Raw genomic sequence first — 21,799 nt, 5'->3', positions numbered from 1 at the left:
GCTTCCGCCTGGGATTCGGCGGCATCTCGGGCACGGCCGAGGACTTCGCCCACGCGGGGATGCGGGGAGAACGCGTCCCCGCGGTTCTCACCGCGGTGCTCCAACTCGGCGCCGGGATTCTCCTCATCATCGGATCCGCCGTCTATTGGACACTCCTCGTCCCGAACATCGCGGGCCCGAGCCGTACGCCTCACGGTCATCGTCCGCCAGCCGCCACCGCGCGGGCGAGGCCAGCACTGTGGCCCAGGCGCGGGCCCGGGGCAGCCACGTGTCGAGGTCGCGTCACGCGGGACACCGGCGCGGCCCGCTCGCGGTGCTGTACAGGCGCAGGTTCATGCGTTGGCAGGTCCAGAACCCCGTCTCGGTGCAAGGAGAAGGTGACGGCGATCCACGAACTGGCCACGGATGACCGGCACTTCGCGCGGACCGGCGAGTTCCTCGACCTGATCGGGGCCTGCCACGCCTTCGTGGCCCCCGCGAACCGGGTGGTCCCGGGCCTGCGCGGACGCACGGTCGGTGAGGACGAGCGGACGCTGATGCTGGAGAACACCGCCAGGGTGAAGGGCGCCCTGGAGCGGATCGAACACGCCGTGGAGACGGGCGACGTCGACATGGACGAGGCCCTGGCCCAGCTCTTGCGGGGCGAGTAGCGATGGCGCGCTCCCCAAGAACGGAGCGCGACAGGCGCCGCTCGCCCATCCACCGTCCCGCGCTCGTGACCGGCGCCGAACACTTCCGCGCGCGCTCCCTCACGCCACCACCCACTGAGGTTTCCTCAACCTGCATGCGGATCGGGGCCACTGGGGGTGAGGGCAGGGTCCGGGCGTAGAGAAGCTCCTGGCAGACGGGTGCGTGTCGAGTCCGAGCCGTCCTGCCAGGAGCTTTCCGCATGCTTGTTTACCCAGCCGGGTCGATCTGTCCACCTCCGCTCTGCGCTTCCTCGCCCGTGAGTTGACCGCACCTCGTCTTGCGCAAGGGACACGATGGCGCCGGCTGGCCGCCGGACGGCAGGCGCTGCTCGTGCTGGCTCATCTACGATGCGGCGGTACCTACGCCAGGTCGCCGCCGGATTCGGTGTGGGCACCACCACCGCCTACCGGTACATCGCCGAGGCCGTCGACATCCTGGCCGCTCTGGCTCCAATGTTCGTGATCCTGGACGGCACGTTGCTGCCAATCGACCGGATTGCCGCCGACCGACCCTTCTGCTCCGGGAAACCTAAGAAGCACGGCATGAACGTGCAGGTGATCGCCGACCCGGCGGGACGGTTGCTGCGGGCTTCGCCCGCGCTGCCCGGATCTGTCCACGACATCAAGGCCGCGTGAACCAACGGCATCATCGGTGCCCTGGCGGGGGCCGGGGTGGAATGCCGGGCCGACAAGGGCTACCGGGGCGCCGCCGGCACCGTGCGAGTTCCCTACTGGGGGCGCTGGGAGACTCTCTCCCCTGGTCAGCGGGCCGTCAACTGCTCACACGCGAAGATCCGTGCACTCGTGGAACAGGCCATGGCCACCCTTAAAACCTGGCGGCTCATGCGGGGAGGGCGGTATCACGCGCTTGGCCAGGAAGAGCCGCACCTCTTGGGCGGCTTGGGCGAGCGTGCTCCTGGCGACACCGGAGAGCCGGGACAAGAAGGCTTGGAGTCGGCAGAGGACGGCGACCCGGGGCATGAGACCGATTCGCATCGGAGAACTCGTCCTCTGCGCCACGACTCGCGCGCAGAGTTGCCCACCTGCGCGGCTGGCTGCGGCGTCATAACCGGGAACGCAGATCGGCAGCCTCCGTGAACGCGACATGTCCGTTCCCTACACCCTTTGTGCGGTCTGGCCAAACGACTCTCGTGGGAGAACCTTGGCTCTCTGCTGTGCCACGAGGGCGGAGGAACTTCATGTTTATCGAGCAACATGACGGCGGCAGTGAGCTCACAGTGGGTCGGTTCCATGTCGGCCGACACGAGAGTGGCAGGCCGGTGGCCGCGTCATCTTGGCGCGTTACGACGCGAGTGCCGCTCGTCGCGGACGCACCGATTGATTGTTGTCCGAGCGCTTCTGTCATTCGGGAGATCAATGCTGGAGCTGTAGGTGAGGTGCTTACTGGCCGCGACCGCATTTCTGTCGTTTTACAGGACATAGCGCGGTGACGTTCCGCGTGGTGATGCAGGGGGGTTGGACGGACTTTCCACAACTGCGACGGGTTCAGGTTTCTCGACCCGATGCGTGATTCCGGTAGTCTGCGCGGGTGTCCCAGGGGGTGGGCGGAACACGAGGCTAAAGCTCCGGCGGGTCGAGGACCGATGCCCGTGACTCAGAATCAGTTCCGCATGGCAGACCTGCCCGGCATTGAAATGTTCAACTTGGAGCCGTCATCGTGAGCATTCGCTGAGTCCCTGCCCAGGTTGGGGCGCATATTCGCTATAGAGAATGGGCCAGTGCAAGGTGTACTTCGTGCGGTCCACCGGTTTGGTCCTGTCGAGCCCTACAACCTGCGTCACAGGTGCCGCGTCCGAGTCGGCCTGCCGCAATCGCTGGAAAATCGCTCGCGGCCGTCGGCGCGGGTGGCTACGCTCGTGCTCGTTCTCGCGGCTGCCGCATGCCGCTGTTGTCCGCTGTGTGTGACCTTGGAGGTGTTGACCGATGGCTGTCGTTGCGATGGGCGTTGCCCGCATCCGGAAGTTCGTCAAGTCCACCTCCGTGGCCACCGGCTGACCTCACTCCTGATCCGCGCCCGTGCGCGCGGTGCCGGGGCCACCCTTGTGAAGGGTCACCCCTTGTCTTCCTCTTCTCTCCTGAGCCAGTCCTCATCGCATCCGCTCCAGCCGTACGGCTGGGACGCGGGATGGGAGGACGAGTTCGCCCCGTACGCCGAACAGGGTCTGCTGCCCGGCCGCGTCGTCCGTGTCGACCGGGGGCAGTGTGATGTCGTCACGCCGGGCGGCACCGTCCGGGCCGACACCGAGTTCGTCGTCCCGCGTGATCCGATGAAGGTCGTGTGCACGGGGGACTGGGCCGCCGTCGACCCCGCCGGCAGCGACCCGCGGTACGTGCGGACGCTGCTGCCGCGCCGTACCGCCTTCGTCCGCTCCACCTCCTCCAAGCGGTCCGAGGGACAGATCCTCGCCGCCAACGTCGACCACGCCGTCGTCGCCGTCTCCCTCGCCGCCGAACTCGACCTCGCCCGGGTCGAACGGTTCCTGGCGCTGGCCTGGGAGTCCGGCGCCCAGCCCGTCGTCGTGCTCACCAAGGCCGACCTCGTGCCCGACCCGGTCACGCTGGCGCACCTCGTGCAGGACGTCGAGGCCGGCGCGCCCGGGGTGCCGGTGCTGCCGGTCAGCGCCGCGCTGGGGGAGGGGCTCGACCTCCTCGGTGCCGTCGTCCGCGGTGGTACCGCCGTGCTGCTCGGGCAGTCCGGCGCGGGCAAGTCCACCCTCGCCAACGCGCTGCTCGGCGACGACGTCATGGACGTACAGGCGATCCGGGACGCCGACGGCAAGGGGCGGCACACCACCACCACCCGCAATCTGCTCGTGCTGCCCGGCGGAGGCGTGCTGATCGACACGCCGGGACTGCGCGGGGTCGGGCTGTGGGACGCCGGGCACGGGGTGGGGCTGGTGTTCGCCGAGATCGAGGAGCTGGGGGAGCGGTGCAGGTTCCACGACTGCGCGCACGAGAGCGAACCCGGCTGTGCCGTGCTGGCCGCCGTCGACACCGGTGAACTGCCCGAACGGCGGCTGGATAGCTACCGCAAGCTGCTGCGGGAGAACCAGCGGATCGTCGCCAAGACCGATGCCCGGGTCCGGGCCGAGCTGCGCAAGGAGTGGAAGCGCCGGGGTGCCGAGGGGCGGGCGGCCATGGCGGCCAAGCGGGGGCGGCCCCACTAGTCCCTTGGTCCCTGGTGGTCCCTGGCTTTTCAGGCAGTCCCTGACGTCGTATGACTCCCCATCGCCTCGCATGACCTTCCATGACCTCGCATGACCTTCCATGGACGTGATGTCTGATTTCCGCCAGCCGCCAGCCGTGGGACGGCGGAGACTGGGGGCATGCAGGGTGACGACGACAGCAGGTACGCGGCGGTGCGCAGCCGGGACGGCCGGTTCGACGGGGCGTTCTTCTTCGGGGTCCGCACCACCGGCGTGTACTGCCGGCCGAGCTGCCCGGCCCGTACGCCGCACCGCCGCAACGTGCGGTTCTTCGCGACGGCCGCCGCCGCGCAGGGCGCCGGGTTCCGGGCCTGCCGGCGGTGCCGGCCGGACGCCGTGCCCGGCTCGGCGGAATGGGACGTGCGCGCCGACGCGGTGGGCCGGGCCGTACGGCTGATCGGTGACGGCGTCGTCGACCGGGAAGGGGTGGCGGGGCTGGCCGCCCGGCTCGGCTACAGCAGCCGACAGGTGCAGCGCCAGCTCACCGCCGAGCTGGGCGCCGGACCGGTCGCGCTGGCCCGCGCCCAGCGGGCGCACACCGCGCGGATCCTGCTCCAGACCACCGTCCTGCCGGTCACCGAGGTCGCGTTCGCCGCCGGTTTCAGCAGCGTCCGGCAATTCAACGACACCGTCCGGAGCGTGTACGCGGACACACCGAGCGGGCTGCGCGCCGCCGCCCCGGCCCGCGACCGGGCCGGGGCCGAACAGGCCGGCGCCGGGAGCGGGATACCGCTGCGGCTGGCCCACCGCGGGCCCTACCCGGCCGGGCCCGTCTTCGACCTGCTCCAGCGGGAGGCCCTGACCGGGGTGGAGGAGGTGAGCGGGCCGCCGGGGCGGCGGGTCTACCGGCGGACGCTCCGGCTGCCCTACGGCACCGGCGTGGCCGCCGTCGCCGAGCGGCCGGGCGGATCGGGGCGGGGCTCCGGTTCCGGTGGGTGGCTCGACGCCCGGCTGCGGCTCACCGACCTCCGTGACCTGACCACCGCCGTCCGGCGGCTGCGCCGGCTGTTCGACCTGGACGCCGACCCGTACGCCGTCGACGAACGGCTCGGCGCCGACCCCCGCCTCGCCCCCCTGGTCGCCGCCCGCCCCGGACTGCGCTCCCCGGGCGCCGCCGATCCCGCGGAACTGGCGGTCCGGGCGCTGGTGGGGCGGCCGGCGGCCGAACGGCTCGTCGCGCGGTACGGCAAGCGGCTCGACGCGCCCCGCGACGGCCTCACCCACCTCTTCCCGGAACCCGCCACGATCGCCGGCGCCGAGCCGCACGGCACCCTCGGCGCGCTCACCGCCGCCCTCGCCGACGGCACCGTACGCCTCGATCCGGGCGCCGACCGGGACGCCGCCGAGGCCGCCCTGCTCGCCCTGGACGGCATGGATCCGGCCACCGTCGCCGCCGTCCGCACCCGCGCCCTCGGCGACCCGGACGCGGCCCCGCCCGGCGCCGGCGTCCCCGACAGCTGGCGCCCCTGGCGCTCGTACGCACTGAACCACCTGCGCGCAGCGGGAGAGTGGAGTGATCGACCATGACTGACATCCGTGGCTACTGGACCGAGGTCGCGAGCCCGCTCGGGCCGCTGCTGCTCACCGCCGACCCGGACGGGGCGCTGACCTCGCTGTCCGTGCCCGGGCAGAAGGGCGGACGGACCGCCCCGGACAGTGCGCCGGACCGGCGGGCCGACCCCGGGCCGTTCCGGGCGGCCGCCGAGCAGCTCGGCGCCTACTTCGCCGGGGAGCCGACCACGTTCCGGCTGCCGCTGCGCGCCACGGGCACCGCCTTCCGGACCAAGGTCTGGGACGCCCTCGACGCCGTGCCCTACGGCACCACCACCACGTACGGCGAGATCGCCGCCCGGGTCGGCGCCGCCCGCGCCGCCGTACGGGCGGTCGGCGGTGCGATCGGCGCCAATCCGCTGCTGATCCTGCGCCCCTGCCACCGGGTGATCGGCGCCGACGGCTCCCTGACCGGGTACGCCGGCGGCCTCGACCGCAAGACGCGGCTGCTGGCCCTGGAGGGAGTGCTCGCGCCGGGCCCGGTTCAGCCGGCGAACACCGCGCCCAGCCACGCCCCGGTGATCAGCAGGCAGGCGAACAGTTCGGTCAGCACGTCCCAGCCGCCCGAGCGCATCGTCGAGCGCACGGCCTGAACCGCCTCCCCGTGCCGGCCCAGGCGCAGCCGTTCGGCCAGGTAGATACCGCCGAGGAAGCCGGGGACGGCGCCCACCACCGGGACCAGCAGGAAACCGAGCAGGGCGCCGCCGCCCGCGTACACCGTCAGCCGGCCCTCGGTGTCCGGGGCCCGCGGCCGGCGCGACGGCAGCGCCCAGCGCACCGCCAGCGACAGCAGCAGCACCACCGTCGCGCCCACCAGGACCGCCCAGGCCAGCGGCCGCGGGTCCTTCAGCGCCCACCACAGGACGGCCGCCCACACCAGCCAGGACCCGGGCACGCCGGGCAGCAGCACGCCGCACAGCCCGAGCAGGACGACCAGGCCCACCAGCAGGAGGTCCACCACTCCCATCCGACCAGGGTGCGCCCGTCGGCGCCGGTTCGCAGATCGAGCGGCGGCGCGCTCAGTGGTCCCGGGCCACCCAGCCCCGCTCGTAGGCGTGCCAGCCCAGTTGCAGCCGGGTGGTCACCCCGGTCAGCTCCATCAGCCGCTTCACCCGGCGCTGTACGGTCCTGAGGCCCAGGTCGAGCTGTTTGGCCACGCTGGCGTCGGTCAGCCCGGCCAGCAGCAGCGAGAGTATTTCCAGGTCGGTGGCGTCGGGGCCGCCGGGGGCGTCCTCGGTCACGCCGCGGGCGCCGAGCCGCAGCGGCAGCGCGTCCCGCCACACCGTCTCGAACAGGCCGGTGAGCAGTTCCAGCAGACCGCTGGCGTGCACCACCAGCGCGGCCGGCTCGGCGGACCGGGCGGTGAGCGGTACCAGCGCGAGGGTGCCGTCGGCGACCACCAGCTTGGTCGGCACCCGGTCCACCACCCGGACCTGTTCGCCCCGGTCCAGGGCGGCGGTCAGCTCGGTGATGCCGTCCGGCCGGTCCAGTACCGACCGCTCCACCACGGCCCGGTAGCGGACCCCGCGCGCGGCGGCCTCCTCCTCCGCGTGGTTCTCCATGCCGGTGACGGCGACCGGGGAGCCGGTGACCAGCGCGCACACCTCCTCGGTCGCGCCGAGCTGGAGCTGGAGGAAGCGCCGGGTGACCGCCGCGGCGCCGGTCACCACCTCCACCAGGTCGTGCACCGCGGGCTCACCGGCCGCCGCGCGGTACTCCTCGGCCAGCAGGGCCGCGGCCAGTTCCGCCTTCTCCAGCGCGTGCCGGTGCTGGGTGAGCAGGGCGCCCAGCGCCACGCCGGGCGGCGCCGCGACCCAGCGGCCCGGCCGGCCGGGCGACTGGGCCGCCAGCCCGTTCTGTTCCAGCCGCCGCAGGGCCCGCTCGGTGTCCTGCTCGCCGAGCGCCAGCCGCCGGGCGAGATCGGGCACATCGGCGGCGCCCACGGACACCAGGACCCGGTACGCCGACTCCTGGGCCTCCTCCAGCCCCAGCACTCCCAGCATCGAACGCCGTCCCTCCCCTGGACTCCAGCCTCCGGACCGCCCCTCCGTGGCGGAAAACGGCCACGGCGCAAACCCGCCTGCGCACATCATCGCGGTACCGGCGCCCCCTCTGCCAAGGTGACCTCACCGAGGCGCCCGGCGGCGCCCCGGCGTCCGGCGACCAGTTCGCCACCATGCCGTGATCCGGGCCCTGACGTGCGCCGACCGCGTGTCCGGGGGACCGGGCCCGGATCGCCTCGCCGTCGCCGGGCGGTTCTCCCGTGGGGGGTGGGACCGTCCGGCGACCTCCACCGAGCGCGCGCCGGTTCTTGCGGACGCGCCGTTTTCAACCGGCCCGAGCGGTGGACAATCGAGGGCATGAGTCAGCAGGGGGGAAGTCCCACCGGCCGGGAGGACGACTGGTGGGGTGAGCTGTACGACGACGGCGGCGACGACACCGGGGGGACGGGCGGGTCCGACTCCCTGGACGACCGGTTCGCCTCCGCGACGGGACCGCTGACCGCCGACCGTCCCGGCCGACGCCCGCCCGCCGTGCCGCGGCCCCGGGCGGGGGAGCGGGGCGGGACGGCACCACTCGCACCCTGGGAGCCGCCGCCGGCGGAGCCGAGGGGGCCGGTGACGTTCCCGTACGGTGCGTCGGGTTCCGGGGACCGGGGGAACTCGGGAACCCCGGCCGGCGCACCTCCGCCGCAACGCACCCCACCCTTGCCACCCCCCGCCGCACCACCCCCTCTGCCACCCCCTGCCGCCCCACCCCCTCCGCCGCCCCCCGCCGCACCCCCGCTCCCGCTGCCCGCGAACTGGCCGCTGGCTCACCCCACGGATCCGCCCCCCGCACCGCCGGCGGCCCCGCGAACCCCGGCCGACGCGGCGGCCCGGCCCCGTCCCTCCCGGCGGGACCACGTGGGCTCCGGCCCGCCCACCTACGGCCCCGAGCCCACCGCCCTTCCGCCCGCCGACCCGGACGCCCTCGGTGACCTGGTCGCGGACACCGTGCTGGACGGCGCCCGGTACGGGTCCTGCACGCTGCGGGCGCTGTCCCTGCGCGGCGACTCCGCGCGCTACCGGGGGGACCCGCGCCGCGACGCGCTGCTCACCGCCCGCTTCGGAGCGGGCGACGACGCGCTGGTCCTGGTGGCGATGGCCACCGGCGGCCGGGCCGCGACCGGCGCCCACCGGGCCGCCGCCGAGCTGTGCCGCTGGATCGGCCGGGCCGTCGGCCGCAGCCACCTCCGGCTGGCCGAGGACCTGCGGGCCGCCCGGCGCGGCGACCTGAAGTCCGGTCTGCACCGGCTCACCGACCGCAGCCTGGGCCGGCTCCGGGCCAGCGCCACCGAACAGGGCCTGGCCCCGGAGGAGTACACGGCCGGGCTGCGCTGTCTGCTGCTGCCCGCCGACCCCGACTGCCGTACCCGGGTGTTCTTCGGCGTCGGCGCGGGCGGCCTGTTCCGGCTGCGGGACGGCTGGTGGCAGGACATGGAGCCGCACCCCGCCGACACCACCGGCGCCCCCGTCGTCGGCTTCGGTTCGTCATCCGCCCCGGCGGAAACCCCCGACGGCGACCGGCTCACCATGGACCTCGGCGTCACCACGCCACCGGGCCCGTACCAGGAGCCGGCCCTCGGCCCGCCCCGCCAACCCTTCCGGTTCCGGGCCTCCGTCGCCCGCCCGGGTGATGTCCTGCTGCTGTGCACCGCGGGCCTGGCCGACCCGCTGCGCGGCGAGGCCGCCCTCCGCGACCACCTCGCCGGCCGGTGGTCCGGCGCCGCCCCGCCCGGTCTGGCCGACTACCTCGCCGACGCCCGCACCCGGGTCAAGGGGTACGCCGACGACCGTACGGCGGCCGCGGTGTGGGAGGCATGAACGGGGCCTTTGTGCCTACATGGACAGCATGGCCAAACAGAAGAACGTCGCCGAGCAGTTCGTCGACACCCTCGTCCGCGCCGGAGTGGAGCGCCTCTACGGCGTCGTCGGCGACAGCCTCAACCCGGTGGTGGACGCGGTGCGCCGCCACTCCGGCATCGACTGGGTGCACGTCCGGCACGAGGAGACCGCCGCCTTCGCCGCCGGGGCCGAGGCCCAGATCACCGGCAAGCTGGCGGCCTGCGCCGGCTCCTGCGGCCCCGGCAACCTGCACCTGATCAACGGCCTGTACGACGCCCATCGCTCGATGGCCCCGGTACTCGCCCTGGCCTCGCACATCCCGTCCAGCGAGATCGGTCTCGGCTACTTCCAGGAGACCCACCCGGACCACCTCTTCCGCGAGTGCAGCCACTACTGCGAGATGGTCTCCAGCCCCCAGCAGATGCCCCGCCTCCTGGACACCGCCATCCAGAACGCGGTCGGCCGCTCCGGCGTCAGCGTCGTCACGCTGCCCGGCGACATCGCCGGCGCGCCCGCCCCGGCGGGTGCCACCGAGACCGCGCTGGTCACCTCCCGGCCCTCCGTCCGCCCCGGCGACGAGGTGATCGACCGGCTGGTGAAGCTGATCGACGACGCCGACAAGGTCACCCTGTTCTGCGGCAGCGGCACGGCGGGCGCGCACGCCGAGGTGATGGAGTTCGCCGGGCGGATCAAGAGCCCGGTGGGGCACGCCCTGCGCGGCAAGGAATGGATTCAGTACGACAATCCGTACGACGTCGGGATGAGCGGTCTGCTGGGGTACGGCGCCGCCTACGAGGCCACCCACGAGTGCGACCTGCTGATCCTGCTCGGCACCGACTTCCCGTACAACGCCTTCCTGCCCGACGACGTGAAGATCGCGCAGATCGACGTCCGGCCGGAGCACCTGGGCCGCCGCTCCAAGCTGGACCTCGCGGTGTGGGGCGACGCCAAGGAGACCCTGCGGTGTCTGATCCCGCGGGTGCGGGAGAAGAAGAGCCGCAAGTTCCTCGACCGGATGCTGAAGAAGCACGCCGACGCGCTGGAGGGCGTGGTCAGCGCCTACACCCGCAAGGTCGAGAAGCACACCCCGATCCATCCGGAGTACGTGGCGTCCGTGCTGGACGAGGTCGCCGCCGACGACGCCGTGTTCACCGTCGACACCGGGATGTGCAACGTCTGGGCGGCCCGGTACATCTCACCCAACGGGCGGCGCCGGATCATCGGTTCGTTCTCGCACGGGTCGATGGCCAACGCGCTGCCGATGGCGATCGGGGCGCAGTTCACCGACCGGGGGCGGCAGGTCGTCTCGATGTCCGGGGACGGCGGATTCTCCATGCTGATGGGCGACTTCCTCACCCTGGTCCAGTACGACCTGCCGGTGAAGGTGGTGCTCTTCGACAACTCCTCGCTCGGCATGGTCGAGTTGGAGATGCTGGTGGCCGGGCTGCCCTCGCACGGCGTGACCAACAAGAACCCGGACTTCGCCGCCGTCGCCGAGGCGTGCGGTGCCTTCGGGGTGCGGGTGGAGAAGCCCAAAGACCTGGCGGGCGCGCTGAAGGCGGCGTTCAAACACAAGGGCCCGGCCCTCGTCGACGTCGTCACCGACCCCAACGCGCTGTCCATCCCGCCGAAGATCAGCGCCGACATGGTGACCGGGTTCGCGCTGTCCGCCTCCAAGATCGTGCTGGACGGCGGCGTCGGCCGGATGCTCCAGATGGCCCGCTCCAACCTGCGCAACGTGCCCCGGCCGTAACGCCCACCGGCCGCCCGGAGCAATGGTGTTCGGCCATTTCCGTGGCCGAACACCCGGTCCGCCCGGTCGGCGGGCGTCCGGATGACTGCCCGGCGCCACACGGGGCATGGAACATCGTGAACGTGTTCGAGCGCGAGGCACTGGCACCGGCACGCGGGCGGGGGACATGGCGAGGCAGGCACACAGCGGCGGTCCTGTGGTGGTGGGGGCCCGCCCGGGGGACGAAGTGATGGAGGAGAAGGCCGACGACGCGATGGACGGGGCGTCTCAGCTCAGGTGCAGACTCCGGCGGTGCGACCTGGGGGCGGTACCCGAAGCGCGCCGGGCGCTGCGTGAACTGCTGCGGCACTGGGGGCGGCCGGGCCGGTCGGAGGTCGCGGAACTGCTGGCCAGCGAACTGGTCACCAACGCGCTGGTGCACACCGACCACGACGCGGTGCTGACCGCCGTGGTGGACCACCGGGCGGTGCGGGTGGAGGTACGGGACTTCGTCTCCCGGTGGCCCCGGCCGCACGCCGTGGACGCCGAGGGCGGTACGCACAGCACGCACGGCAGGGGCCTGCTCCTGGTGCAGTCGCTGGCCGACGCCTGGGGCGTGCGGGCGCACGCCGTGGGCAAGTCCGTCTGGTTCGAACTGGACGCCGGGCCCGCCTGAACACCCGAGGGGCGCGGCCCGCGGGCCACGCCCCTCGTCGGCTCACCGGTGCGGTGCCGGTGGTTAACCGAACTGCTGCTCGAGGTCCTTGAGCTTGCGCTCCAGGGAGTCCAGCCGCGGCAGCGCCTGGGTGTCGTCCTCCGCGGTGAGGTCCACGGTGACCGGGTCACTCGTGCCGCGCACGGGCTGCAGCGAGGGAAGCCGGCGGCCTGCGGGAAGCTCCGGCGCCGCTATGGCAGGCTCCGCGGCGACCTGGTCGGAGCCCCGCTCCACGGCCTGCACCTCGACCTGGCGTCCGCCGCGGCCCGGGAAGGTGCGGTGGCCGCGGCTGATCGCCTTCAGCTGGGCCCGCTCCATGCGTCCCGCCTCGCGCCGGCGCTGCCGGGTCTCGTCCTTCTTGCGCTTCTCGTCGCGGACTTCCTCGACCGCCTCGTCCAGGCTGCGCACGTTCTCCAGCAGCATCAGCGACCAGGCGCCGTAGGTCTCGCGGGGCGCGCGCAGCCAGCGGACGATACGGATCTGCGGCAGCGGACGCGGCACCAGGCCCTGTTCGCGCAGCGCGGCCCGGCGGGTCTGCTTCAGCGCCCGGTCGAACAGCACGGCCGCCGACAGGGACATGCCCGCGAAGAAGTGCGGGGCGCCCGCGTGGCCCAGGCCCCGGGGCGCGTGCACCCAGTTGAACCAGGCGGCGGCGAGGGCGAACGTCCACACGAGTATGCGCGAGCCGAGCGCCGCGTCACCGTGGCTGGCCTCGCGCACCGCGAGGACGGAGCAGAACATCGCCGCCCCGTCCAGGCCGAACGGGACCAGGTACTGCCAGCCGTCGCTCAGGCCGAGGTTCTGCTCGCCGAAGCCGACCAGACCGTGGAAGGAGAGCGCGGCGGCCACCGCGGCACAGCAGAAGAGCAGGACGTAGGAGAAGGTGCCGTACAGGGCCTCCTTGCGCCTGCGGCGCTCCTCGGACCGCTCCCACGAGTCGTCCTTGCCGGTGTCCTTCCCCGAGGAGCGCTTGCCGCGCGCGAGCACCGCCACCGCCGCAAGCATGCCCAGGAGCAGCACGGCGCCCGGAAGCAGCCAGTTCAGCGATATGTCGGTCAGTCTCATCTAGGGGTCCCTTGCATTGGGATAGGGCGTAACGCCCGCCATAGTGGCCCAATCCCGCCTGCCCTCAGGGGTTTTCGGGGCAAGAGGCCGCCAAGGGAGTGCGTGGGGACGGTCCAGGGCGGCGTTCTGCTCGAACTGGCGTCTGAGGCGCGGGAGTTGAGTTCGAACAAGGATACCCGTACGGGTGGTTCCGGGGAAACGCCCGGCACCTTGTGAGGAAGGTGTGAATCGGCGGCGCCGGTACGGGAGTCCCCCGCGCGGATGATCTTACGGGGTCCGCCGGCCGTCGTGGTCAGCCGGCCTGGGCGACGAGCTTGCCGACCCGGTCCGCCTCGCAGGTGCGCGGACAGGCGGCGCAGGTGTCCTCGGGGCGCAGCGTGTAGAACATGCAGCAGCTCGCCCGGTCGCGGGTGGGCAGCGACTCGCCGTCCGGCCCGGTCAGCTCGCGGAACGCCGCCGTGCCGACGTACGGCCGGGTCGCCCCCGGCAGCAGCAGTTCCAGCTCCCGGCGGGCCCGGTCGCGTTCGCGGTCTCCGTCATCATCGCTGTCGCTGTCGCCGCCGCTGTCACCGAGCAGATGGGCGACGTACCACAGGCCCTCCACCAGCTCGTCGGTCGCCATGCCCCACAGGGCGCGGCCGCGCCGCCGCATCCGGGGGCCGAATCCGGCCAGCAGCGGTGCCAGGTGGTCCGCGACGGCGGCCCGCACCTCGGCGCGCAGCGCGTCCTCGTCGGCGACCACGCGGGCGCCGGGCAGCGCGGCGGCCGGATCGCCCGGCAGACAGGCGAAGCCGGCCGGGCGGACCGCCATCCGGCCCAGCGGCAGGCCGGGGGCGGAGCGGTCGTAGGCGACGTGCGTCACGGGCAGCCGGGGGACCCGGCGGTGCAGGAACCAGGGCACGGTGATCAGCAGGCAGGCCGGCCAGGCGTACCGGTGCAGTCCGAAGGTGGCGATCACGTCCGGCCGCGCCCGCTGCCCGTAGTCCCGTACCACCTGCGCCTCGTCCCAGGCCAGGAACGCGTCCAGGGCCGGGCCGCCCTCGGCGAGCGCGGCGGCCGTGACCCAGCCGCCGCCGTCGGGCAGCGCCGCGCCGGGCGCCCGCTCCGCGACGCCGAACGAGGGCAGCACCTCGGCCAGCCGGGCGTAGGCGGCCGCGACGGGTGAGCGGGGTACGGACATGGAGGCTCCTTATAGGCAAGCCTTACCTTACCCAAGATCCTCCGGATTTGAACTGACGCGATGTACCCCTAGGGTGCTTGACGGACGAGTAACAACCCGCCGTAATGACCCCAAGTACCGACACGTCCCCAGGAGGACCCCGTGGACCCCGTGAGGGAGGGTGCGCAGAGCTCCGCCGAGCCGGGGACACCCGCGATACGCACGGTGCCGGCGGCCCGGGTGCCCGGGCCGGCGCCCGTACGCGGTGAGCACACCCACGCCGAGCCGCCGCCGCTCCGCCCCCGCCCCCTCATCCAGCGCTCGTCCGTGCGCGGGCAGGTCCTGGACGCCCTGCGCACCGCGCTGGTCGCGGGCGAGCTGCGGCCCGGCGAGGTCTACTCGGCGCCCGCGCTCGGCGAGCGGTTCGGCGTGTCGGCGACCCCGGTGCGGGAGGCCATGCAGCAGCTCGCCCAGGAGGGCGCCGTCGAGGTGGTGCCGAACCGGGGTTTCCGGGTCGTCGAGCGCGGCGCCCGCGAGCTGGCCGAACTGGCCGAGATCCGGGCGCTGATCGAGGTCCCGGTGCTGCTGCGGCTGTCCCGTACGGTGCCCGCCGAACGCTGGGCGGAGCTGCGCCCGCTGGCCGAGGCGACCGTCCGGGCCGCCTCCTCGGGCACCCGCGCGGTCTACGCCGAGGCCGACCGTGCCTTCCACCGCGCGGTGCTGGCGCTGGCCGGCAACGAGCAGCTGGTCCGGATCGCCGACGACCTGCACCGCCGCGCGCAGTGGCCGCCAGCCGGTTCCCCGGCCCCGCGCGGCCGGGCCGACCTGGTCGCCGACGCGCACGAGCACACCGCGCTGCTGGACGCCCTGATCGCCGGCGACCCGGAGCTGGTGCGGGCGCTGGTGGGGGACCACTTCGCGGCGTAGCGGGCCGGCGCGCGGCCGGGGCCGCGCGGATGCCGCGTACCGGGCCGAACGCGGTCCGCGCCCGATGGGCGGGCGGGGGCGGGACGGGCACGCCGGAGGGCGCCTGGGCCGCCCCGGCAGGCCGCCGCCCCCGCGTCGGGAAGGACGCAGGAGACGACGTACGTCAGGCCGTGGCCGCCCCCGCGCCCGGTGGGGCCAGTTGCTGGGCCAGCCAGGTCGGGACGCCGCCGAGGAGGCGGAACAGGCGGCGGGCCTCCTCGCGCAGCCGGGACGCCTCCGGTTCCGGCTCCGCCTCCGCCAGGGAGGCCAGCGCCGGGGCGGTGCCGACCAGGTAGCCCAGTTCCTCCCGGATGCGCAGGGACTCGGCGAACCCGTGCCGGGCCTCCGCCAGCTCCCCGTCCCGCAGCGCCAGCCCGGCCAGATGACGCCAGGTGAACGACAGCAGCAGCGGATCGGCGTGCGCGGTGGCCCCGGCGTGCGCCCGCCGGTAGGCGGCCCGCGCGGACTGCGCGGAACCGGTCAGGTTCTCCGCGAGCAGCCCGCGCCGGAAGTCGAGCAGGGCCCGCCCGGGCGCCCCCGGCGCGATCAGCGCCGCCGCCCGGCCCAGTGCCGACCGAGCCTCGTCGGCCCGGTCCCGTACCCCGTGCAGCGTCGCCGCGTACGCCAAGTGCCCCCGTTCACAAGCGGCGGCGCCGCGCTCGTCGTCACCGTCCGCCAGCGCCTCCGCCGTGCGCAGCGCGTCCTCCGCCTCCGCCCAGCCCTGCTCGGTGTACAGGCACCGCTCCACCAGCAGCGCGGCCCGCTGGAGCGCGGCCGGCGCGGTGGCCGGCTGCAACAGGGCGGCCGCGTCCACCCAGCAGGCGCGGGAGCGCAGCCGCCACACGGCGGTCGCGAGCGGATCATCACTGGCGGTGGTTCCCGTACCGGACATGGCGGAGTGCGCCACGTTGCCCTCCCTAGCACGCCGTCGAGCCCGAGTGGTGGCCGCATCTCAGCACGGAACGACCGGCCCGGCCAAGAGGGTGGGTGAAGGATTTCACAAAGTCGTGGGACTCCGGGGCACAAGGTTTGCGGCGGCCGGTCAGCTCATCCGCAGGGCCAGGAAGAAATCCAGCTTGTCCTCCAGGCGGGAGAGGTCACGTCCCGTCAACTGCTCGATCCGCCCGACGCGGTAGCGCAGCGTGTTGACGTGCAGGTGCAGCCGGGCCGCGCAGCGGGTCCAGGAGCCGTCCGAGGCCAGGAACGCCTCCAGCGTCGGGATCAGCTCGGCGCGGTGCCGCCGGTCGTAGTCCCGCAGCGGGTCGAGGAGCCGGGCGGTGAACGCGCGGCGCACGTCGTCGGGGACGAACGGCAGCAGCAGTACGTGCGAGGCCAGTTCCTGGTGGCCGGCCGCGCAGACCCGGCCCGGTCGGGCGGCGGCGACCCGGCGGGCGTGCCGGGCCTCCTCCAGCGCGCCGCGCAGCCCCTCGGCCGAGTGCACGGCGGCGCTCACCCCCACCGTGACCCGCCCGTCGTCGTCGAGGCCGGCCGACAGCGGCTCGCGGACCGCCTCGAGCAGCGCGTCGGCGAGCACCCCCGCCTCGCTGCCGTCGTGCTCCCGGACCACCGCCGGCAGCGGTACGAGGGCGACGGCCTCGTCGCCGGCGTGCGCGACGGCGATCCGGTCGGCGTGCTCGGGCCCCGGGGTGCGGGGGTCGACGAGGATCTCCTCCAGCAGCGCCTGGGCGAGTGCGCCGGTGCCGGCCCCGGACCCGGGCGGCTCGGCCCACTCCACCCGGGCCACCACCACCTGCCAGTGCGGGGCCGCGCCGAGGCCGGGCAGCAGGACCGGCGCCGCGACCCGCAGCCGGGCGGCGATCTCGGCGGGCGCGGCGCCCGACTGGACCAGTTCGAGGATCTCCTGCGCGAGGCGCCGGCGGACCGTGCGGGCCGCCTCCCGCCGGTCCCGTTCGACCGCTATCAGCTGGGTGACGCCGTACAGCAAGTCGAGCCGCTCGTCCGGCCAGTCCCCGGCGTCCGCCTCGACCGCCAGCAGCCACTCGGAGAGCACCGTCTCACGCACGTCGGGGGCGGCCTGCGCGCCCCGGGCGGCCGCGCCGCGCACCGGGAAGAGGCTGTACGCCGTCGGCCCGACCAGCACCCGGTGCGGGGGGCGGCGCCCGGCGCGGGCGGCCGCCAGGTGCTCCGCCGCGAGCCGCGCGCGCACCTCACCGGGGAGCGCGGACCCCGCCTGCTTCGCGCCCGCCACCTGCCGTCCGGTCGGGGAGAGCACCCACGCCCGCAGGTCCAGGTCGGAGCCGAGCAGTTCCAGGACGACGTCCGGGCCGCCGCCGGCCGGACCGGAGGTCATCATGCGCCGGTGCCGGTCCACGACGGCCGCGAGGTCGCCCGCCCGCTCCCCGGAGACCTGCCGCACCACGTGTTCGGTGACGGTCGCGAACGCCACCGACTCGTGCACCGCGAACAGCGGCAGCCGGTGCCGGGCACAGGCCGCCACCAGGTCCTGCGGAACGCTGCCCAGCTCCGCCTCGCCGGCCGCCAGCGCCGCCACCCCGGCCTGCACCAGGATCCGTACGAACGGCTCGGAGTCGGCGGCGTCGTGCCGCCAGGCCAGCCCGGTCAGCACCAGCTCACCGCCGGAGAGGTAGCGGCTGGGGTCCCGCAGGTCGGTGGTCATCACGCCGCGCACCGCACGGTCCAGCTCCTGCTCGCCGCCGAGCAGCTCGAGGCCCAGCGCATCGGTGTCCAGCAGTGCGCGCAGCCGCATTCTCGTCGCCGCCGTTCTCTGTCTCGAAGCAGTGTTCCAGGTCACGCCGGTGGGTCGCGCGTTTCCCGGGGAATTCGGAGAGGTAACTGAGGCCCTCCGTTCATACGAATCTACAAGATGCCCGCCCTGGCCAGCCAACTCCTTCATGGTTTCTGCGACTGACACAGGTGGAGCACAGGGCGGTGTACTGGGCCCACTCCACGTGAACAGCACATGAACGAGCCCGGACCGCCGCACCCGGTGTGGCTCGATCCGTACGACCCACACGACGTCCCACACGACGAAGAAGAGAGCCGTTCATGGACTTCCTTCGCCCCGCCAGCTGGGAGGAGGCGCTCGCCGCCAAGGCCGAGCACCCCAGCGCCGTACCGATCGCGGGCGGCACCGATGTGATGGTCGAGATCAACTTCGACCACCGCCGGCCCGAGTACCTGATGGACCTCAACCGCATTACCGAGCTGACCGAGTGGGAGACGGCCGGGGACAGCGTGCGGCTCGGCGCCTCCGTCCCCTACACGAAGATCATGGAGCACCTGCGGGCCGAGCTCCCGGGCCTGGCGCTGGCCGCGCACACCGTGGCCTCCCCGCAGATCCGCAACCGCGGCGGCGTCGGCGGCAACCTCGGCACCGCCTCCCCGGCCGGCGACGCCCACCCGGCGCTGCTCGCCGCGGGCGCCGAGGTGGAGGCGGCCTCGGTGCGCGGCACCCGCATGATCCCCATCGACGACTTCTACACCGGCGTGAAGCGCAACGCGCTGGCGCCCGACGAGCTGATCCGCGCCGTGCACGTGCGCAAGGCGGCCGGGCCGCAGCAGTTCTCCAAGGTCGGCACGCGCAACGCCATGGTGATCGCGGTGTGCGCCTTCGGCCTCGCACTGCACCCGCGGACCCGGACGGTACGGACCGGGATCGGATCGGCCGCGCCGACGCCGATCCGGGCGACGGCCGCCGAGCAGTTCCTGAACGCGGCCCTGGAGGAGGGCGGCTTCTGGGACTCGGGGGAGATCATCACCCCCTCCGTGGCCAAGCAGTTCGCACAACTGTGCGCCGCCGCCTGCAACCCGATCGACGACGTACGCGGCACCGCGGGCTACCGCCGGCACGCGGTCGGCGTCATGGCCCGCCGGACGCTGACCTGGACCTGGCAGTCGTACCGCACCGCCACACCGGAAGGGGAGGCCGCCTGATGCGCGTCCATCTCACCGTCAACGGCCGCCCCCAGGAGGCCGACGACGTCTGGGAGGGCGAGTCCCTCCTCTACGTGCTGCGCGAGCGGCTCGGCCTGCCCGGCTCCAAGAACGCCTGCGAGCAGGGCGAGTGCGGTTCCTGCACGGTCCGGCTGGACGGCGTGCCGGTCTGCTCCTGCCTGGTGGCCGCCGGGCAGGCGGAGGGCCGTGCGGTCGTCACCGTCGAGGGGCTGGCGGGCGAGGCCGAACTCGCCCCGATCCAGCAGGCGTTCATCGACGCCGGCGCCGTCCAGTGCGGCTTCTGCACCCCCGGTCTGCTGGTCGCCGCCGACGAGATGCTGGAGCGCAACCCCAGCCCGAGCGACGCCGACATCCGCGAGGCGCTGTCCGGCAACCTGTGCCGCTGCACCGGCTACGAGAAGATCATGGACGCGGTCCGGCTCGCCGCCACCCGCCGTACCGAGGGGGTCTGACATGGCGTATCCGACCGGCGTACCCACGAAGATCACCCAGGGCTCGGCGGCCCAGGGCGGCATCGGCGCGTCCACGCTCCGCCCGGACGGCACCCTCAAGGTCACCGGCGAGTTCGCGTACTCCTCCGACATGTGGCACGAGGACATGCTCTGGGGCCAGATCCTGCGCTCCACCGTCGCGCACGCCGAGATCGTCTCCATCGACACCGGCGAGGCACTCGCGCTGCCCGGCGTGTACGCCGTACTGACCTACGACGACCTGCCGACCGACGTACGCCACTACGGGCTGGAGATCCAGGACACCCCCGTCCTCGCCCACGGCAGGGTCCGGCACCACGGCGAGCCCGTCGCGATCGTGGCCGCCGACCACCCGGAGACCGCCCGCCGGGCCGCCGCCAAGATCAAGGTGGCGTACCGGGAACTGCCCGTCATCACCGACGAGGCGTCCGCCACCGCCCCAGGCGCGCTCCTCATCCATCAGGACCGTGCCGACCACCACGCCGGCCACGTCCCGCACCCCAACATCGTCCACCGCCAGCCCATCGTGCGCGGCGACGTCACCAAGGCGGCCGGGCGGGCCGACGTGATCGTCACCGGCGAGTACACCTTCGGCATGCAGGACCAGGCGTTCCTCGGCCCGGAGTCCGGGCTCGCGGTCCCCGAGGAGGACGGCGGCGTCCACCTCTACATCGCCACCCAGTGGCTCCACTCCGACCTGCGGCAGATCGCGCCCGTGCTCGGCCTGCCCGAGGACAAGGTGCGGATGACGCTGTCCGGCGTCGGCGGCGCGTTCGGCGGGCGCGAGGACCTGTCCATGCAGATCCACGCCTGTCTGCTGGCCCTGCGCACCGGCAAACCCGTCAAGATCGTCTACAACCGGTTCGAGTCCTTCTTCGGCCACGTCCACCGCCACCCCGCCAAGCTGGCCTACGAGCACGGCGCCACCCGCGACGGCCGGCTCACCCACGTCAAGGCCCGGATCGTGCTCGACGGCGGCGCGTACGCCTCCGCCTCCCCGGCGGTTGTCGGCAACGCCGCCTCGCTCGGCGTCGGACCGTACGCGGTCGACGACGTCGACATCGAGGCGATCGCCCTCTACACCAACAACCCGCCCTGCGGCGCGATGCGCGGCTTCGGCGCGGTCCAGGCGTGCTTCGCCTACGAGGCCCAGATGGACAAGGTGGCCAGCGAACTCGGCCTGGACCCGGTGGAGTTCCGGCAGCGCAACGCCATGGAGCAGGGCACCCTGCTGCCCACCGGGCAGCCGGTCGACTCACCCGCGCCGGTCGCCGAACTGCTGCGCCGGGTCAAGGCGATGCCGATGCCGCCGGAGCGCCAGTGGGAGTCCAGTGAGGGCGCCGACGTCCGGCAGCTGCCGGGCGGTCTGTCCAACACCACGCACGGCGAGGGCGTCGTGCGGGGGGTCGGCTACGCGGTCGGCATCAAGAACGTCGGGTTCTCGGAAGGCTTCGACGACTACTCGACCGCGCGGGTGCGGATGGAGGTGGTCGGCGGTGAGCCGGTGGCCACCGTGCACACCGCGATGGCCGAGGTCGGCCAGGGCGGCGTCACCGTGCACGCGCAGATCGCCCGCACCGAGCTGGGCGTCACCCAGGTGACCATCCACCCGGCGGACACCCGGGTGGGCAGCGCCGGTTCGACCTCGGCGTCGCGGCAGACGTACGTCACCGGCGGGGCGGTGAAGAACGCCTGCGAGCTGGTCCGGGAGCGGGTGCTGGAGCTCGGGCGCCGCAAGTTCGGCTCGTACCATCCCGCCTGGGCCACCGCCGAACTGCTGCTGGAGAACGGCAAGGTCGTCACCGACGGCGGGGAGGCGCTGGCCGACCTCGCGGACGTGCTCGCGGGCGAGGCGGTCGAGGTCGAGGAGGAGTGGCGGCACCGGCCGACCGAGCCCTTCGACCTGCGCACCGGGCAGGGCAACGGACATGTGCAGTACTCGTTCGCCGCGCACCGCGCCGTCGTCGAGGTCGACACCGAGCTGGGCCTGGTCAAGGTGATCGAGCTGGCCTGCGCGCAGGACGTCGGCAAGGCGCTCAACCCGCTCTCCGTGGTGGGCCAGATCCAGGGCGGCACCACCCAGGGCCTCGGCGTCGCCGTGATGGAGGAGATCGTCGTCGACCCGAAGACCGCCAAGGTCCGCAACCCGTCCTTCACCGACTACCTGATCCCCACCATCCTCGACACGCCGACCATCCCGGTCGACGTGCTCGAACTCGCCGACGAGCACGCCCCCTACGGGCTGCGCGGCATCGGCGAGGCGCCCACCCTGTCGTCCACCCCGGCGGTCCTCGCGGCCGTCCGGAACGCGACGGGGCTGACGCTGGACCGGACGCCGGTGCGTCCGGAGCACCTCACCGGCACCGACCGGAAGTAACCAGCTGTTCGTCTCGGGCCGTCCC

Annotated in this window: 16 protein-coding genes and 2 pseudogenes; 12 read left to right on the top strand and 6 right to left on the bottom strand. The window is 73.6% G+C overall.

What is annotated here, in order from left to right; all coding sequences use genetic code 11:
- Window positions 1-377: 377 nt before the first annotated feature.
- The 5 genes and pseudogenes from AB0G32_RS27495 (at window position 378) to AB0G32_RS27475 (ending at window position 5,989) form a co-directional block, all read left to right on the top strand.
- Entirely contained in the window at window positions 378-650 is a 273-nt protein-coding gene (locus AB0G32_RS27495) for a DUF6192 family protein (protein ID WP_361168737.1), read from the top strand.
- Between the two features lie 265 nt (window positions 651-915).
- A pseudogene (locus tag AB0G32_RS27490) lies at window positions 916-1,538 on the top strand (transposase family protein); the annotation flags it as partial.
- Window positions 1,539-2,767: 1,229 nt separating this feature from the next.
- Window positions 2,768-3,877 carry a ribosome small subunit-dependent GTPase A gene (gene rsgA, locus AB0G32_RS27485; protein WP_361168734.1) on the top strand — a complete coding sequence of 370 codons (1,110 nt, stop codon included), beginning with the start codon at window positions 2,768-2,770 and terminating at the stop codon, window positions 3,875-3,877.
- A gap of 159 nt (window positions 3,878-4,036) precedes the next feature.
- Entirely contained in the window at window positions 4,037-5,443 is a 1,407-nt protein-coding gene (locus AB0G32_RS27480; protein ID WP_361168731.1) for an AlkA N-terminal domain-containing protein, read from the top strand.
- Window positions 5,440-5,989 (top strand): annotated as a pseudogene (locus tag AB0G32_RS27475) (methylated-DNA--[protein]-cysteine S-methyltransferase). Before AB0G32_RS27480 ends, AB0G32_RS27475 begins: the two are co-directional and overlap by 4 nt.
- Here AB0G32_RS27475 and AB0G32_RS27470 read toward each other — a convergent pair.
- Both AB0G32_RS27470 and AB0G32_RS27465 read right to left on the bottom strand, forming a co-directional pair.
- A complete protein-coding gene (locus AB0G32_RS27470; RefSeq protein WP_361168728.1) occupies window positions 5,952-6,434 on the bottom strand; it encodes a DUF456 domain-containing protein in 483 nt (160 codons plus the stop codon). The pseudogene AB0G32_RS27475 and the gene AB0G32_RS27470 overlap by 38 nt on opposite strands.
- 52 nt (window positions 6,435-6,486) lie before the next feature.
- Window positions 6,487-7,470, bottom strand: coding sequence for a helix-turn-helix transcriptional regulator (locus tag AB0G32_RS27465; RefSeq protein ID WP_361168725.1), 984 nt, complete (start codon window positions 7,468-7,470; stop codon window positions 6,487-6,489).
- Between the two features lie 357 nt (window positions 7,471-7,827).
- Between AB0G32_RS27465 and AB0G32_RS27460 the strand changes: the two genes are divergently transcribed.
- From AB0G32_RS27460 to AB0G32_RS27450, 3 genes are all read left to right on the top strand, one after another.
- Complete coding sequence (locus tag AB0G32_RS27460) at window positions 7,828-9,333, top strand: protein phosphatase 2C domain-containing protein (protein WP_361168722.1); 1,506 nt, start codon at window positions 7,828-7,830, stop codon at window positions 9,331-9,333.
- A gap of 28 nt (window positions 9,334-9,361) precedes the next feature.
- On the top strand, window positions 9,362-11,107 hold the full coding sequence (locus AB0G32_RS27455; protein WP_361168719.1) for a pyruvate dehydrogenase: 1,746 nt from the start codon (window positions 9,362-9,364) through the stop codon (window positions 11,105-11,107).
- A 229-nt stretch (window positions 11,108-11,336) separates the two neighbouring features.
- Complete coding sequence (locus AB0G32_RS27450) at window positions 11,337-11,762, top strand: ATP-binding protein (RefSeq protein WP_361168861.1); 426 nt, start codon at window positions 11,337-11,339, stop codon at window positions 11,760-11,762.
- A 63-nt stretch (window positions 11,763-11,825) separates the two neighbouring features.
- Here AB0G32_RS27450 and AB0G32_RS27445 read toward each other — a convergent pair whose 3' ends face one another.
- Together AB0G32_RS27445 and AB0G32_RS27440 are read right to left on the bottom strand one after the other, a co-directional pair.
- Window positions 11,826-12,866 (bottom strand): DUF2637 domain-containing protein, encoded by a 1,041-nt coding sequence (locus AB0G32_RS27445; RefSeq protein WP_361168716.1) that lies wholly within the window; start codon window positions 12,864-12,866, stop codon window positions 11,826-11,828.
- 292 nt (window positions 12,867-13,158) lie between these two features.
- Window positions 13,159-14,046: a (2Fe-2S)-binding protein gene (locus AB0G32_RS27440; RefSeq protein ID WP_361168713.1), complete on the bottom strand. Its 888-nt coding sequence runs from the start codon at window positions 14,044-14,046 to the stop codon at window positions 13,159-13,161.
- Between the two features lie 195 nt (window positions 14,047-14,241).
- Between AB0G32_RS27440 and AB0G32_RS27435 the strand changes: the two genes are divergently transcribed.
- The gene (locus AB0G32_RS27435; protein WP_361168858.1) at window positions 14,242-14,952 is read left to right on the top strand and encodes a GntR family transcriptional regulator; all 711 of its coding nucleotides are present in this window, start codon (window positions 14,242-14,244) and stop codon (window positions 14,950-14,952) included.
- A gap of 163 nt (window positions 14,953-15,115) precedes the next feature.
- Here the strand turns inward: AB0G32_RS27435 and AB0G32_RS27430 are convergent, their stop codons facing one another.
- Entirely contained in the window at window positions 15,116-15,898 is a 783-nt protein-coding gene (locus tag AB0G32_RS27430; protein ID WP_361168710.1) for a hypothetical protein, read from the bottom strand.
- A gap of 135 nt (window positions 15,899-16,033) precedes the next feature.
- The gene (locus AB0G32_RS27425) at window positions 16,034-17,719 is read right to left on the bottom strand and encodes a PucR family transcriptional regulator ligand-binding domain-containing protein (protein WP_361168707.1); all 1,686 of its coding nucleotides are present in this window, start codon (window positions 17,717-17,719) and stop codon (window positions 16,034-16,036) included.
- A 299-nt stretch (window positions 17,720-18,018) separates the two neighbouring features.
- Here AB0G32_RS27425 and AB0G32_RS27420 point away from each other — a divergent pair, with 299 nt between their 5' ends.
- The 3 genes from AB0G32_RS27420 to AB0G32_RS27410 are packed head-to-tail and all read left to right on the top strand — an operon-like array spanning window position 18,019 to window position 21,774.
- The gene (locus AB0G32_RS27420; protein WP_361168704.1) at window positions 18,019-18,906 is read left to right on the top strand and encodes a xanthine dehydrogenase family protein subunit M; all 888 of its coding nucleotides are present in this window, start codon (window positions 18,019-18,021) and stop codon (window positions 18,904-18,906) included.
- A complete protein-coding gene (locus AB0G32_RS27415; protein ID WP_361168701.1) occupies window positions 18,906-19,379 on the top strand; it encodes a (2Fe-2S)-binding protein in 474 nt (157 codons plus the stop codon). The genes AB0G32_RS27420 and AB0G32_RS27415 overlap by 1 nt, the downstream gene beginning before the upstream one ends.
- A 1-nt stretch (window position 19,380) precedes the next feature.
- Window positions 19,381-21,774, top strand: coding sequence for a molybdopterin cofactor-binding domain-containing protein (locus AB0G32_RS27410; RefSeq protein WP_361168698.1), 2,394 nt, complete (start codon window positions 19,381-19,383; stop codon window positions 21,772-21,774).
- Window positions 21,775-21,799 lie beyond the last annotated feature (25 nt).

This window comes from Streptomyces sp. NPDC023723, from assembly GCF_040639815.1.
In the GTDB taxonomy this organism is placed as follows: Bacteria; Actinomycetota; Actinomycetes; order Streptomycetales; family Streptomycetaceae; genus Streptomyces.
The sequence above is the reverse complement of the archived record's forward strand: the minus strand, read 5'-3'. Positions and strand labels throughout refer to the sequence as shown.